This window comes from Actinosynnema sp. NPDC023794 (assembly GCF_040639675.1).
Lineage (GTDB): Bacteria > Actinomycetota > Actinomycetes > Mycobacteriales > Pseudonocardiaceae > Actinosynnema > Actinosynnema luteola.
The window spans coordinates 1-14,690 of record NZ_JBFAFR010000019.1 but is presented as its reverse complement, the minus strand read 5'-3'; the positions used below and the strand labels follow the sequence as shown (position 1 = coordinate 14,690).

12 protein-coding genes and 1 pseudogene are annotated in these 14,690 nt (G+C 71.5%); 11 read left to right on the top strand and 2 right to left on the bottom strand.

All coding sequences use genetic code 11. The annotated features are described in order from the left end of the window. Positions 1 to 3: 3 nt before the first annotated feature. The 10 genes from AB0H12_RS30285 to AB0H12_RS30240 all read left to right on the top strand — a co-directional run bounded on the left by AB0H12_RS30285 (position 4) and on the right by AB0H12_RS30240 (position 9,024). Entirely contained in the window at positions 4 to 1,596 is a 1,593-nt protein-coding gene (locus AB0H12_RS30285; RefSeq protein ID WP_499627488.1) for a hypothetical protein, read from the top strand. Beyond that, on the top strand, positions 1,593 to 2,363 hold the full coding sequence (locus AB0H12_RS30280) for an ESX secretion-associated protein EspG (RefSeq protein ID WP_499627486.1): 771 nt from the start codon (positions 1,593 to 1,595) through the stop codon (positions 2,361 to 2,363). Before AB0H12_RS30285 ends, AB0H12_RS30280 begins: the two co-directional genes overlap by 4 nt. After that, the gene (locus tag AB0H12_RS30275; protein ID WP_499627484.1) at positions 2,360 to 2,896 is read left to right on the top strand and encodes a YbaB/EbfC family nucleoid-associated protein; all 537 of its coding nucleotides are present in this window, start codon (positions 2,360 to 2,362) and stop codon (positions 2,894 to 2,896) included. Before AB0H12_RS30280 ends, AB0H12_RS30275 begins: the two co-directional genes overlap by 4 nt. After that, positions 2,893 to 4,032 (top strand): hypothetical protein, encoded by a 1,140-nt coding sequence (locus AB0H12_RS30270; RefSeq protein WP_499627482.1) that lies wholly within the window; start codon positions 2,893 to 2,895, stop codon positions 4,030 to 4,032. The genes AB0H12_RS30275 and AB0H12_RS30270 overlap by 4 nt, the downstream gene beginning before the upstream one ends. Before the next feature lie 43 nt (positions 4,033 to 4,075). Next, a complete protein-coding gene (locus AB0H12_RS30265) occupies positions 4,076 to 5,536 on the top strand; it encodes a hypothetical protein (RefSeq protein WP_499627481.1) in 1,461 nt (486 codons plus the stop codon). A 30-nt stretch (positions 5,537 to 5,566) separates the two neighbouring features. Continuing rightward, positions 5,567 to 5,914 (top strand): hypothetical protein, encoded by a 348-nt coding sequence (locus AB0H12_RS30260; RefSeq protein WP_499627479.1) that lies wholly within the window; start codon positions 5,567 to 5,569, stop codon positions 5,912 to 5,914. Then, positions 5,914 to 6,549, top strand: a complete 636-nt coding sequence (locus tag AB0H12_RS30255; RefSeq protein WP_499627477.1) for a hypothetical protein — start codon at positions 5,914 to 5,916, stop codon at positions 6,547 to 6,549. The genes AB0H12_RS30260 and AB0H12_RS30255 overlap by 1 nt, the downstream gene beginning before the upstream one ends. Positions 6,550 to 6,656: 107 nt before the next feature. Then, positions 6,657 to 7,238, top strand: coding sequence for a YbaB/EbfC family nucleoid-associated protein (locus tag AB0H12_RS30250; protein WP_499627475.1), 582 nt, complete (start codon positions 6,657 to 6,659; stop codon positions 7,236 to 7,238). A gap of 686 nt (positions 7,239 to 7,924) precedes the next feature. Next, positions 7,925 to 8,317 (top strand): hypothetical protein, encoded by a 393-nt coding sequence (locus AB0H12_RS30245; RefSeq protein WP_499627473.1) that lies wholly within the window; start codon positions 7,925 to 7,927, stop codon positions 8,315 to 8,317. Between the two features lie 86 nt (positions 8,318 to 8,403). Continuing rightward, on the top strand, positions 8,404 to 9,024 hold the full coding sequence (locus AB0H12_RS30240; RefSeq protein ID WP_499627471.1) for a hypothetical protein: 621 nt from the start codon (positions 8,404 to 8,406) through the stop codon (positions 9,022 to 9,024). A 642-nt stretch (positions 9,025 to 9,666) separates the two neighbouring features. Here the strand turns inward: AB0H12_RS30240 and AB0H12_RS30235 are convergent. Further along, positions 9,667 to 13,644: a CHAT domain-containing protein gene (locus AB0H12_RS30235; protein ID WP_499627470.1), complete on the bottom strand. Its 3,978-nt coding sequence runs from the start codon at positions 13,642 to 13,644 to the stop codon at positions 9,667 to 9,669. A gap of 24 nt (positions 13,645 to 13,668) precedes the next feature. Between AB0H12_RS30235 and AB0H12_RS30230 the strand changes: the two genes are divergently transcribed. Continuing rightward, on the top strand, positions 13,669 to 13,905 hold the full coding sequence (locus AB0H12_RS30230; RefSeq protein ID WP_499627469.1) for a hypothetical protein: 237 nt from the start codon (positions 13,669 to 13,671) through the stop codon (positions 13,903 to 13,905). A 162-nt stretch (positions 13,906 to 14,067) separates the two neighbouring features. Here AB0H12_RS30230 and AB0H12_RS30225 read toward each other — a convergent pair. Continuing rightward, positions 14,068 to 14,550 (bottom strand): annotated as a pseudogene (locus AB0H12_RS30225) (transposase); the annotation flags it as partial. Between the last annotated feature and the right edge of the window lie 140 nt (positions 14,551 to 14,690).

Below are 14,690 nucleotides of genomic sequence, written 5' to 3'. Positions count from 1 at the left end.
CGAATGGCACAGCGGAACGTGCCCGCCGAGGACCCGATCACCGTGGTCAGTCCCCTCCTCGACGTGGCGTTGTCGGAGACCTGGAACTGGGCCGCGTACGACCACCGCACGCTGTACGAGTCGGTGCACGTCGACAACGACCCCGGCCAGGCCGGTGCGCTCGCGCACGAGTGGGTGGAGTTCGGCTCGGAAATGGCCGACTCCGCCCAGCTGATGAGGGAATGCCTCGTCGCCGGTGAAGAGGGCTGGCAGGGCGAGTCGGCCGAGTCCGCCCGCGGTGCGATCCGCGAGCTCGCCGATTGGAGCGAGGTCGCCGCGCTGACCGCCGCCGATCTCGGTCAACGGGTGGGCGAACAGGCCCAGATCATGGCCGAGGCCAGGGCCGCGATGCCGGAACCGGTCGACTTCGACTGGCACGCCATGCTCACCGACGGCTTCGCCGGCGGCGGCATGGCCGGTTTCGCGGCGGCACTCGTGGACGTGAAGGCCAAGAGCGATCAGGCGACCGCGGCCCACCACCACGCGGTCCTCGTGATGGCCCGCATGGAGGAGCAGTCCCGTGCGGTGGACACCGCCTCCCCGTGGTTCACCCCGCCGCCGGATCCCGTCACCGGCAGCACCCCCGCGCTGCGGAGGTACAGCAGGGCGGAGGAGGTCGAGCTGTCGATGTCGTCGGAGCCCCATGTCCTCCCGGGGGTGGGAGTCCCCGCCGGAGAGGCCATCGCCGGTGTGTCGAACGTGCGCGGGGACTGGGCGGGTCGAGGGCTGCCCGATCCGGACGAGCTTCGCCCGACGGGGACGACGGCGCCGACGGCACTGGTGGCGCAGGGCGTACCGGCGGCGCAGGGAGGACTGGGCGGACAGGTGGGACTGCCGGCGACTCCGCCGCCGGGACAGGTGCTGGTGCCGCCGCCCGCCACGCTGAACTCCGGGATGCCGGACCTGGACGGCTACCAGCGCGGTGTCACGTCGCCGCAGGGTGTGCCGGCCCCGTCCGGGTTCGCGCCGCCGAGTCCCGGGATCCCCGGCGGTCTGTCCACTGTGGACCGGCACCGGCCGGGGTGGACATCACCGCAGAGCTCGGTGGGAGGACCGGTCTTCGGCATGGGTGATCCCGGTGGCCCGATGGGCTCGGCGCCGAATCGGGACGGGTACCGGCCGGGCGGGACGTCGTCGTGGAATTCGAGGGGTGCGTCGACCGTCCCGCCGCCCACGACCGCGATGCCGCCGAACGGCGGTGGCGGCGAAGGCGGCCGGGGTGGGGCGGGTCCGCGGGGTCCGATCACCCTGCCCGTGGACGGCGACCCCCGTACCCGGATGCCCTACGCCCCACCCACCAGCGGCCAGGGCGGGATGGGGCCGGCGCTCCCGAGACCCGGTGGTCCCGGTCTGCCCGGTGTGCCCGGCACGGCCGGGATGACGGGAGGAGGGATGCCGGGTGTCGGCGGTGCAGGCCGTGGCCAGGGCGCCGAGGACGAGGACCACAAGGCCAAGTACGTCGGTGGTGAGCGGTTCTTCGAGGTGTCCGACGCCCACCTGCCGCCGTCGGTGATCGGCGGCAAGGCACCCGGCGAGCAGCAGGGGAACAGGTCGTGATCGCACCGGATTTCGTGCTGACGACCCGCGAGTTCGACATCGTCTGGGACGGTCTCGACCTCGGGCCCAAGCCCTACCCGCTGGACGTGCCCAGCGTCGGCAGGACCGTCGCGGAACGCGCCGAGGCGGCCGAGCAGGTGTACCTGGACCTCGCCGAACGCGGTCTCGTCACCGGCCGGGAGCTGGACGAGCGGTTGGCCCGGCAGTTGCGGCTGCTGGCCCGGCACGAGCTCTCCGTCGACGCGGTGGGCCACCTCGGCGGCCCGCTGCGGGCGGTCGCGGCCGGTGACGGTCAGCACGGCGTGCTGGCGGCGGTCGGCGAGGACCAGCTGTGGCTGGTCGGGATTCGCCCGACGGCTCTCGCCGTCTCGATCGTCGCCGTGCTGCCGAGCAACCAGGCCGGCCCCGGCCGTGCGATGTCGGTGCCGTGCCAGGCGATGGCCGCCGCGGTGGAACCGACGACGGACGACGATCCGCTCACGTTCGCGTCCACCGACGTCGACTACGAGCGGATCACGATGGTCGACGCCGGACTGTCCACTCGGGACGCGGCGGAGCTGGTTGAACTGGCCGACAACCGCCGTGCCGGCGGCCAGTTCGGGATTTCCCACCGCCGGCGGCGATCGCCGGTCGTGGTCACCTGGTTCGACACCCCGCGAGGCCGCTACCTCGGGGTGCGGGACGGGGACTGGGTGAGCTTCACGCCCGCCGACAACGACCGCCTCGCTGCCCGTATCGACCGAACACTCAACGAGGTAACGCCATGACGACAGCCAACAGCAGCCCGCCGATCGGTTCGACGGCGTGGCTGGAGGACCTTCGGCACCGGAGCGCGCAGCTCCAGGAGGACATCGACAACTCGGCGGTCACGCTCAGCTCGCGGGACGAGGCGGTCACCGTCACGGTCGGCCCGAACGGCGCCCTGCACAACCTCAGCCTCGGCCACCGCGCCGCCGGCATCACCCCCACCCAGCTCACCACGCTGATCATGAGCACCGTCCGCGACGCGCAGCGCCGGGTGGCGGCACGGGTCTCCGAGGCGTTCATCCCGTTCGGCAACCCGGAACTGACCGAGCAGACCAAGAACCTCATCACCTACCTGCCGCCGGACGACGAGCCGGACGGCACCGCGACCGGCGACGGACCGAAGGACAGGTTCGTCCCCGAGGAGCTGGTCGAGCAGGAGGTCCGGCAACCCGCACCCGAGCAGCACTCCCCGCCGATCCCGACGCTCCCGGCCAGGGCGCCCCGGCGCCGTCCGGCCGAGGACGACACCGTTGACGAGATGGAGCCATGGTGACGACGTTCGACACGAAGCCGCCCGCGAGCGCACCGGAAGCGCCCGGTGGTTCGGGTGGCTCCGGCGGTACCGGTGGGCCGGAGGGCCAGTTCGCCGTCGAGATCGAGCACCAGGTCAACGTGCTGGCCAACGAGGCCAAGCAGGAAGGTGTGCCGATCGTCGGCCATGTCCTGGAAGGCATGGACAACGTCGGCGACAACGGCGGCTCCGCCGCTGATCCGTTCGCCCAGCTGTTCTCGTCCGGCTTCGGCTGGATGATCGACTCGGTGGGCTTCCTCCGCGACGCCATCGACGAGTTGGACGGTGACGCGGCCGCCGCGCAGACCGCGGTGGACTCGATGAAGCAGGTTGGCGAGAGCCTGTCCTTCCTGGCGCGAGGACACCAGGCCGACATCACGTCCCTCCAGGACTGGCAGGGTGATGCAGGGGAGGCGTACCGCGCCAGCATGATGCGGCTCCACGAGGAACTGCTGGGCCTCATGCACGTCGTGCAGGGGTTGGGCACGTTGACCGCCGTGACCATTTCCATGGTGATCACCCTGCGGAAGATCGTCCGTGAGCTGGTCGCCACCGCGTTGGGCGCCATCGTCATCATCATGCTCGCCGCGGTCGCGGCGGCGGTCTGGACGTTCGGCGCCTCGATCGCGATCGGCGTCGGCGCGTCGATCGCCGCCGCCGCGGTCACCGCGGTCGAATCCGCCCGCCGCATCACGATGCTGAAGGACGCGCTCGGTCGGCAGACCGAGCGGATGGGCACCCTGGAGACCATCGCCGAGGAGATCGCCGACGCGCTCAAGCGGTTTGAGAAGGCCGCCGGGCTCTCCACGACCCAGGGCTCGAAGGACCCCGACCCGCAGCGCTGGAACAGCTTGCGCGACAAGGCCGACGAGAAGACCGACGAGATCGACGAGAAGATCAGCTCCAAGCAGGACGAGATCGACGACGAGTTCGCGGAGGACACCTCGGGGCGTCTCGGTGCCGTGACCCCGGACGCCCTGCGCGAGTTCGACGAGCTGAAGGAGTCCCGCGCCGACTGGGACAACATCCGGGAAGGCGCGGAGACCAAGGCGTGGGACGACGCCGCGCAGTTCGAGCAGCGGGAACTCGACCAGGCCAAGCAGGAGCTCGGCCGGTGACGCGTCCGACCGGACGTGACGTGAAGGGCTTGGAGGACAGGGCATGGGCGCCGGTTTCAGCGTAACGGGCGAGGAGATCAACGACTTCGGCAATCGGCTTTCCGGGTCGTCCGACGTGGTGAGCACGGCGGCGGCCACGTTGGGCGCGATCGAGGTCCCGCCGGACCTGTTCGGCCCGGCCGCCCGCAAGCAGGGTTTCACCGACGGGATGGCGCAGACCACCCAACGGATCACCGAGCTGTTGGAGCGTGCCGCCGAAGCCGTGGAGAACGCCGCCGTGGGCACCAAGGCGACCGCGGCGGACTACGCCGCGGTGGAGGAGCAGAACGCCATGGGCTTCGGCAGCATCGAAGGCGGCGCGATGCCGCCCCCGTTGCCCGGTGGTGACGGCGGGTACCCCGTGGACCCGATGATGGCCGGCGGCGGCACGGGTTATCCGATGCCGGGTGACGGCACGTACCCCGTGGATCCCATGATGGCCGGCGGCGACGGCCTGGGATACCCGATGCCCGGCGGCGAGGACATGGCCTGGGCGCAGGACCCGACCGGGGGTTCCGGCGCTCCGCCCATGGGCAGCTTCGCGCCGCCAGGGGTGACCGACCCGTCGTCGATGATGCCGTCGTCGGTGTCCGGTGACACGGTGCCGGCTTCGGCGCCGCCGCCACCGGTCGTGCCGCCGCCGATGCCGCCGCTGCCGTCGATGCCTGGCGGTACTGGGCCGGCTTCCGCGCCACCGCCACCGTTCGTGCCGCCACCGGTGCCGCCGCTGCCGTCTGCGTCCGGCCGTACGGTGCCCGCTTCTGTGGCACCGCAGTCGTTCACGCCACCGCCGTTCACGCCGCCGTCCGTGTCCGACCGCACGTCGCCGGCCTTCGCGTCGTCGCCGATCACCCCGACGCCGCCGTTCACCCCGCCGCGGTCGTTCACCCCGCCGCCGGTGCCGACGCGACAGGAGATGCTCCGCGTCCAGCCTCCCGGCGACCTCCACAAGATCGAACCCGTCCGCAACCGGCTGGACTCCGACCCTGGCACCACGCGCGCAGCGAGCGACAAGCTCCTGCACAAACTGCTCCCGGGCAACCCGCCCGATCTGCTCACCCGTAGCGGTGGTGGCGGAGGAGGCTCCGGCGGAGGGAGCTTGAGCGGCGGTTCGTCGCCCGTCCCGAGCACCGGCGCCTTCCTGTCGGCCGGTGGCATCGGCGGCCCACTGCCGCCCGGTCCGTCTACCACCCACGGCAGCCTGGGCCCGCCGCCCGGCGCCGTGTTCGTTCCCCCTGGAGGGGGACCGCAGATCGGCATGCCCGGCGGTTCGGGCGGCCCGCCCCCGGGAGGCGTGCCCTTGGGCGGCACGGGTCCCGGGGGCGGCCAAGGCGGCGACGAGGAGCGCAAGACGGCCTCGTACATCAAGGGCGAGGACCTGTTCACCGTGACCGGGGTGAACCCGCCGCCCCCGGTGATCGGTGACACGCCGCCGCCGACGCCCGCTCCCCCACCCGCCAACTAGCGACGCCCCTACCGCGAGGACGACCGCACCATGACGACTTTCGAACCGGGACAGGCCCCGGGCACGGCACCGGGTTTCGACGTCGACCTCACCGCGTTGGTCACGCACCGGCAACACCTCGCCGCGGTCCTGGAGCAGCTGGCGGACGCGCTGCAGGCCGCGTCCGACACGCACCTGCCCGAGGAGGCGTTCGGGCCGTTCGGCGCTCCGCTCGCCTCGGTGATCAAGCCGACGGCCGAAGAGGCGCGACGCGCGTTCGAGCGGGCCGTCGAGTCGGTGGGGTCCCACCAGGACGGCGTGCTCCGCACCGTTCGCGACTACGACGAGGTCGAGCGTGCGAACGCGGACCTGCTGCGCCTCCGTGAAGTGGAGTCGTGATGACGGAGCTGACGACCACAACTCTCCCACCGACCAAGGGACTGCGCCGCGCCGACGAGCTCCGCGAGATCAAGGAGTCGGTGCGGCGGAACGACTGGGCACACCCGGACAGCGTCGTCGTGCCCGGCGGCACGTCCGCGCTCGGCCCGGCCCCTGATCCGGTGGACGCGTTGTCGAACACCAACATCCCCGGCCTGCTCGACCAGTTGCGGCCGTTGCGCGAGGCCCAGCAGTGGTTCGCCGGGGATCCGGCGGCGGTCACCGAGTACGCGGAGAAGTGGCAGCGCGTGGCCGACCTCGCACGGGAAGCCGGCGCCCGCTTCGACACCAGCGTTCGCCGGCACACCGCGGACTGGGGCGGCGAGGCGGGAGCCCTGTACCGGGAGAACGCCACCACCCAACAGGACGACCTGGACATGGTGGTCGAGGCGGCGGAGTCGATCGTCGCCCTGGCGACGGCCGCCGGGGACATGGCGGGCAGCTCCCGCGCGCAGATCCAGGAGTCGGTGACGCGCTGCGTCAACGACATCATCACCCGGCTGCCCGACTACTACAACGTGCTCAACTCCGGCCACCCGGCCGCGCTGAACCACGTGCTCGCCGACGTCGCCGCCATCGTCGACAGCTGGGCCTGATCCCACATCACGTACCCGCGGGCGCGGGCGGCGCGACCGGATTCCCGATCCGGCCGAACGGCGATCCCCCACGCACCCGAACCCGCCGACCAGGAAGGGAAACCGCAGTGGAGACCACGGACGAGGTCGCACGTCTGTTCACCGAATGGCGGGCTGGGGTCACCGAGCAGGCCCAGCGGTTCGACGCCGCACGCCGCGCGATCGACGAGGTGTCGGTGACGGAGACCGCGGCCGGCGGAGCCGTCGTGCTCACCGTGGCGTCCTCCGGCATCCCCACCGACCTGCGACTCGGTGTCGACGTCGGCCGGATGAAGCCGGACCAGGTCGCCACGCAGATCATGGCTTGCCTGCGGCGCGCCCAAGCGCGACTGGCCGACCGGGTGGGCACCGTCGTCGCCGAGACCATCGGCGACGCGGCCGGTGGCCAGGCCATCGCCGAGGAGTACCAGAGCCGCTTCCCGTCGCTGTCCGCGGTGGATGGCGAGCCGCCATCGCCGTTGGCGGAGAACCTCGCTTTCGGACTGTCCGACCTGGACGGCGAGCCGGAACCGCCGACCGCCGCCCCGGTCCCCGACCGACAAGCACGTCCAGGACCTCCGGCAACGGCCGCGCCCACCGCCCCGGTCCGGATGGCGCACCGCGCACCGGGCGGCAACGACGACGAGGACTGGGAAGCGCCACTGTGGTGACCCACGTGCTTCCCCATCGGGCCACCGGCCGCCAGGCGCCGGCCGCCCTGCCGCGCCGAACCGCCCACTCGCCGACGCCGAACCGTCGCTGATCCAGACATCCGAAAGGAGCCCTCCCGTTGCCCAGGCACGGCAATCGCGGCGGCCGTCGACCGCCCTCACCCCCTCCCGCGCCCTCGCGCTCCCCCACTCCGCCCTCGCCCCAGACCCCGGCCACCGTCCCTGGAAATGGTCTACCGCGCAGTGCGATCACTCCGACCGTGACCCGTACCTGGGCCCAGATGGCCGCCATGGGCGACTCGGCTCGACAACTGCGTCAGTCCATGCAGGACCACGGGCGCGGCACGAGCGGGACCGGCGACGGCGTGCTCCCGACCGCGAACCCTTCAGCACCCCGTCCGACGAACCCTCCGACGAGCCGCCCGGCAAGCCCTACCACGAGCCGCACGGCAAGCCCTTCGTCGGAACGCGGATGGGAACCAGTCGGACCGAGAAACCCTCGATGGGCTCCCAGGTTTCCGGCGGGCGTCGACCGGAACGCCGTCCTCCAGGCATCCACGACCCTCCCGGACGGTCGGCCGCTGCAGCAGGACCCCCGTGGCCGCATCCGGCGCGACATCCGCGATGGGGTGCACCACCGCGCCATCTACGGGGAAATCAACGGGAACAAGGTGTCCGGAGGACACGTGCACCACACACAGATACCTGGCCGACCGGCCGGCCTGGATCGACGGTTCGGGTCCGGTCAACTGACCGCTCTGCCGCCCCATCCTGGGAACTGGTACTCGAATGGGGTCTTCGAGCAGCCCAGCCCGACGATCCAGACGCCGGGCAACCTTCCGCTGCCGAAGACCACCCGGCCTCACATGGCGTTCCCCCTCGACGTCAGCCCGCAGCAGGTGAAAAACCTCGCCAACGTGGCATACAACGGCGGAAATCCGTCGGTCAGATCACCCGACCCCGATACGGGTGAGTACGTCGGCTTCGCACCGCTGCCGAATCATCAACCGATGTTCATCGGAGGCAAAGCCGACCAATACGGCAATGTTCTTCATTATTTCCCGATGAAACCTCAATGATCCGGTGTCCACCCGTCGTGGGGTTCGTGGCGACGAGTGGACACCGGCCTCCACCGTGGAGATATCGCAGCGGAATCGGAGTAGACATGTTCGGCATCGGCGACTCGATCGAGTTCACCTTCGACGCGCACCGCAGGCTCCGGGTGTCGGCGCCCGCCGACTACCTGCCCCTGGCGGCCTGGCTCACCACCGACGCCCAACCCCACCTCTACGGGCTCGACCACCTCGTCGGCCTCCTCCAGCACTGCCAACGGGAAGGCCGCACGCTGGTGGGCAACGGCTGCTCGGTCGACCTCGTCAACAACCTGGTGCTGGTGGAGAGCCTCTACGGGCGGTGGCCTCGGGCGGTCATACCGGACTCGTTGTTCTGGCCGGTTCTCGAAGGACTGCACCGGTTCCTGGTCGGCGCCGCCGGGGAGCCCGTCCTCACCCGCCCCACCGACTACCCGGAAGCCTTCCGGGCCACCACCGAACACCAGGACCCCGGCGAACCGCGACCCGTCGTCGTCGACCACACCTATTTCCCCCCGGACTGGACCGTCGAGGAGGTGGTGGCAGCGGGCGAGGGCGCCTGGCAGTCCCCGGAGATGGTCTGCGACCCGCGCACCGGGACCTGGTCCGGCGTGTGGCGGAACCTCGAACTCGCCGGCTACTACGACCCGGGAACCGGCGAAGCGCTCACGTACTTCCCCGTCATCTCGCCCTGAGCGCCCGTCATGGCGGAGGGGGTCGAAGCACTGCCGCCGGGGGATCGTGGGCGACGCGGTCCGTGCGAGTGCGGGCCGTGCCGAACAGGACAATCGGGGAAGACGAGGTGCCGATGGCCGGGGATCACAGGTCAGGTGTTGGTGAGAGCCTGCGACGGCAGTCGCTGACCTCGCTCAACGACGCTTTCACGCTCAAGCACTTCGGCTTCGACGACCTCATCCTGGTGCGCAACCACGATCGCGAGCCGCTGTGGTGGTCCAGCGCCTTCCACCCCGCGGACTGGCGGCAGAAGCGCTCAGGCACCGGGGTCAGTGACGTCACGCTGCAGCCGGACGGCGATCTCGTGGCGCACGACGAGGACGGCACCCCGTTGTGGTCCACCGACACGGCAGGCAGCGGCGCCGAACTGCTGGAGGTCCGTGACGACGGTGACGTCGTCCTGCTGGACGCCGCCGGCGAAGTCATGTGGCGCAACGGGCGCAACGCGACGATCCCAAGTTCGCGCAATCCTCGAACCGGCCGCGGGCGAGGACGACCCGCAAGCCCGCCCGCCGGTCCGCGGTTCCCGCTCGCACACCACGGCTGCCATCCATTGGGTCGGTGCCCTTGGTGCGCACCGACTTCTCCAACGACGACGCCGCTCAGGGACCTACGTGGAGGTACGGGACCCAGACGGAGGGCATTGCGTCCCAACCGCGGCCACGGAGGTCCTTGACTGCTTCGTGCAGCGCGGACGCGGTGTGGCCGTCGGTGTCGAGGCGCTGGTAGAAGCCGCGGGCGACCAAGGCGGCGGTGGAGTCGTAGATCGGCCACAGGGTGGCCACCACGTTGCGGTACCCGGCCAAGTGGAACGCGGCGCCCAGGTGCAGGGATTCGTCGGGGAGGTCGCCGCCGGTGGCGGTGTCGCAGGCCGACAGGTAGGCGAGTTCGCCGCGGAGGCGCAGGCGGGACACGTCGGTGACGGTGAGGCGCTGGTCGTGCAGCAGGAGGCCCGAGGCCGAGGGCTGTCGGGTGTCCGCGGCACCGTGGCAGGCGAAGTGCACGTGGCTGTGCCCTGGCAGGTCCGCGAGCACTCGACCGCGGGTCGCGTCGGTGGAGCGGTGGACGGTGGACCGACCGGGTGCCAGGTCGGTGAGGACGGCGACCTCGGGGTCGACCTCCAGCGGGGCGGCGTTGGGCGCGCCGGCGACCGCGACGACGAGCACGCGGTCTCGGTCGGCCGGCTTTTCGTCGCGCGCCAAGGAGAGCGCTCGGAGTGTGGGCGTGTACGAGGACACCGTGCGGTCCGGGACGGACTCCGTCGTGCCCGGGAGGCCGGCGGCGTGCAGCGGCAGCCGGGTCATGGCACCGGTCGGGCACCACCACAGGCGGGGCACCGGGCCGAGGTGGTCGAGCACGGGTTGGGCCACGACTCGCCAGAGCCAGGTGAGCACGTCGTTCAGGACGGTGTTGTGTTCGACGACGCCGGCGAGGTCGGTGGCCGACGAGCCGGCTGCGGCGAGTCGGTCGGCGTGTTCGGACGCGGCAGTCGAGGTGAGGTCCGGCAGGGGAACCACCTCGACCTCGTCGGTGGTCACGATCAAGGCGTCGCAGCGCAGCCGGCTGACGTTGACGATCACGACCGGTCCTCCGGCCGCCGCGCCGAGCAGTTCAGCGCACGGCCGGGGTCGCAGGAAGTCCGCCAAACCGGGCAGTCGGCGGACCTCCGCCACGGTTTCGTCCCAGTGGCGGGCCAGTGTCATGCGACGGTCGCGCGCTGCGGGGGTGGGGTCGACGGCGTCGTCGGTGGAGGTCCGCTCCAGTCCTTCGCGCAGCTCGTCCAGCCGCCGCGCGAGGTCCGGGCGCGCGTCCCGCAGCGCCACGAAGTCGGTGCGGAGGTCCAGGAGCTGCGACCACAGCACGGATCGGCCCTGCTCCAGCAGCTCGACGGCCCGCTCCGGACGACCGGCCGCGAGCGCGGTCGCGGCGGCGTGGGAGGCGACACCGACCAGGTCGACCAGCTGCCGCTCCTGGTCGTGGCGGTGCAGACCGTGCCAGGCGAGCACCGGCAGCAGCGCCACGGCCTGCTCGTATCCGGCCAGCGACGAGGTCACGTCGTGCTCGGCCACCACGTCGGCCCACAGCGACGCCGCCTGGATCCGCCGCAGCGCCGGCGAGACGACCGAAGCCGCCGCGGTCGACAACGCCTCGACAGCCTCGACGAGATCGGCCGAGTCGAGATCGGCGGCGTGGTCCGTGGCGGCGCGCTCGGACTGGTGGCGGCGGACCAGCACCAAGCCGAGGTTGTAGAGGTGGTTTCCGTACCTGGTGTCCCCGGGAGCGGTGCGGGAAGCCGCCTCGCGCAGCGCGGCGACAGCCTCATCGAGGTCCCGAGCCTCGCCCGTGACCTCGAAGCGCTCGCCGAGCATGCCACCGAGGTTGGACAGGTAGCGCACCCGCTGGGCGTTGGTCGGACCGGCGGCCTCCAGCGCCTCGCGCCCTGCCGCGATGGCGTGGTCGAGGTCGGCCACGTCGTGCCGAGCGCGGTACCTCGTCGTGTACGCCTTCGCGAGGTTCGTCAGGGACGAGATGCGGCGGTCCGCTCCCACCGGACCCGCGACGGCCCCGACTCCCGCCCGCACGGCGGCGTCGAGATGCCTGAGGTCGCCGGTGACGAGGTACAACTCCTCCAGCCCGTTGCACAGGTTCGAGAGGTATTCGGGTCGCAGCGTGTCCGTTGGCCCGGCGGCCGACAGCGCGGCGTGATACGAGTGGACCGCCTCCACGAGATCTGCGGTGGCCCTGGTCCGCTCGTAGCGGCGGATCAACGTGCTGCCGAGCTGGTTGAGCGCGGAGGGGGTCGGGCGGTCGTTGGCCTGGAGACCACGGCGGACCATCGCGATCGCGTCGTCCAGGTCGGCGGCGGAGCCGAAGGACTCGTACGCGGTGATCAGCGCGTTGCCGACCGCCGCCAACTGGATCGGCGCCATGCCGGCGGGCAGCTCGGCCGCCGCGATCTCCCGCGCGAGGGCCGACGCCTGGGATGCGGAGTCCGGGTCGCCGTGCCGGTGGTAGCGGTCGAGGAGCGCCTGTACCAGGTTGGCCTGGTTGAGCAGGCGGTCGGGGTGCCCTTCGGGCCGGTGGGCGACGGCCGCCGCGTACAGCTCGATCGCCTCGTCCAAGTCAGCGTCGGAACCGAACCGGCGGGACCGCTCGACGAGCGCCGCGGCCAGGTCGTTGGCGTGGTCGGCGTAGCCGTAGTCCGTCGGCGGGGTGACCTCGCCCGCTGACCGGTGCCGGCGGACCGCCTCGTCGAGGGACGCGGTGTCACCGGTCGCCGCGTACCGCTTGCGGTAGGCGGCGCCGAGCATCGTCCGCGCCCGACCCTTCTCACGGTCGTCAGCGGTGTCCACGGTGGTCAGCAGCAACTCGACGGACTCGTCCAACGCCCCCGGCACGCCGTGGTCGTGCGCCGTGACGAGGATGCTCGCCAAGTTGGTCACGCAGTAGTCGGCCAGCCAGGGTTCGCCCCGCGCCGGGGCGAGCGCGGCGCGGCCGGCCGCGACACCGTCCTCCAGGTCACGCCGATCCTCCAGCCGTTCATGGCGTCCGAGGTGCGCGAGGCACAACCTGGTGTGGCCCAGGGCCAGCAGCGGCCCTTCCGCCAAGGCCACGGCACGTCGCAACACCTCGATCGCCTCGTCGAAGTCGGTGGTCGCGGTGCCGTTGACGCCACGGAAGCTGAGCGCGGAGGCCAGCTCCAGCAAGGCGTAGACGTGCGCCGGGGCGTCCGGCTCCGTCGCCTCGACGCCGAGGCGGAACAGGGCGATCATGCGGTCCGGTTCCTCCAGACCCACGTGCTGCCCCAGGTCGTAGAGCAGGTCGGCGGCCAGCCTGGCGGTGCGGACCCGGACGTCGTCGTCGGGGTCGAGGTCCTGCAACGTCCGCGCCATCGCGTCGACCAGCAGGTCGGCCTGTTCGTCCCCGGGTTGCTGCTCGTACTGCGCGACACGCAGGTTGACCAGCTGCGCCATCGCGTCCGGCCGGTACCTCCATCCCGGCTGTGCCGCCGCCAGGGAAACCGTGAGGGCTCGGGCGGCTTCGTCGCCGTCCGGACTGGCGGGACCGTCCTGCCGGAGCCGGTTCGTCAGGGCCGCGCCGAGCGCGCACAGCACAGCGCCGTGGAACTCCTCGCCCGCCGGCAGTCGCGCCGCGCACTCGGTCAACGCCGCCACTTCGCGGTCGAGGTCCAGCCGGTCCCCGGTCGCCGAGAACCGGACGTGGAACGCGCCGCCCAGGCTGTAGAGGAAGAACGCGTCGAACTCGTTCCCTTCGCCGCTGTGCCCGTCGAGCAGGTCGAGCGCGGCGGACAGCGGCTCCGGCAAGGCCTCGGGGTGCTCCGGGCGCAGCGCGAGGAACCGGTCCACGAAGGCCGACACGGTGTCGATGTCCGGATCGCCGGCGAAGTACCGGCACCAGTACCACCACGCCACGGCCGCGACCGAGTCCGGATCGGTGGCCGCAGCCAGGGCGTCGGCCTCGGCCACCGCCTCGGGCGCCATGACCACGTCGGGGTCCCGCTGCTCGAAGAACGCGTCGACCCGATCAAGTAGCGACGCGATGAGCTGCTCGGTGTCCACTCCACCTCCCCACACTGTGGTCGAGTGCGGCCGACGCCGCGTTACACCGACGTCCTCTGGCACCGTGACCGGCGGCCGTGGCTCTACCGGATCCTCGCCGATCCGGGCGCCACCCGGTCCGACGTGCCGGGTCAGCAGCGGCATACCGCGAAGATCGGCCGGCAGGTCCGGGTGCTGCTGCACGCCTCCGAGCTGGTCAAGTCCGACAGTCGGACGGAGGTCGCCCGGCACGGGGCCGGCTGCTCGCAAGTCCCATGGTGAACGCGACGGGAACCGCGCACAGGCGATGGCCGAGTGCTACGACCGCCGCTCCGAACGCAGGACCAAGGCGGCCTTACTCCGCGAAATGTCGTTGCGGGCCTCCGACTCCGACGCGAACCCGAACGTCGACCCCACCGTCATCCACACCCTGGCCACCTGCGAGTTGCGGTGGTAGTCGTGGGTACGGCGTTCGAGCATGCCCGGCATCATCGGCAGCACCGGCTGGGAGCGGTCCGGCGCCTGGATCCGGGGCTTCTCGTCCACGCACAACACCACCGCCCGCCCCGGCGGGTTCTGGTAGAGGCCGACGACGTCGACGACTTCTCCACGAACAACGGATCGGTGGACAGCTTGAAGGTCCCGGCGCGGTGCGGCCCGAGGTCGAAGGCGCGCCAGATCCGGCCGGTGGTCGACGCGCTCAGACCGGTGCGTTCGTCCATCGAGGTGCGCGACCAGTGCTTGGCGTTGCGCGGGATCTCCTCCAGCGATCCGCTTGTTGGACAAGCCCTCCGCACACGCCACCACGATCCTGCACCGCTGCGCCAACACCTGCGACGACTTCGCCCGACGCGCCCACCGCGGCAACATCTCGCGCTCCTGCTCGCTCAACCTCACCTCGGCAGGCGGCCGTCTGATTCGCGCCATCCACCCACGCTAGAATTTCAATAGGCGGATTTCCGGCGGAGGATACTAGTGTCCTGCGCCAGGAATTCGATCAAGATATGAGGCGAGGCGGTCGAGGATCTCGTCCGCGTCCTTGGTCCAGATGAAGGGCTTGGGGTCCT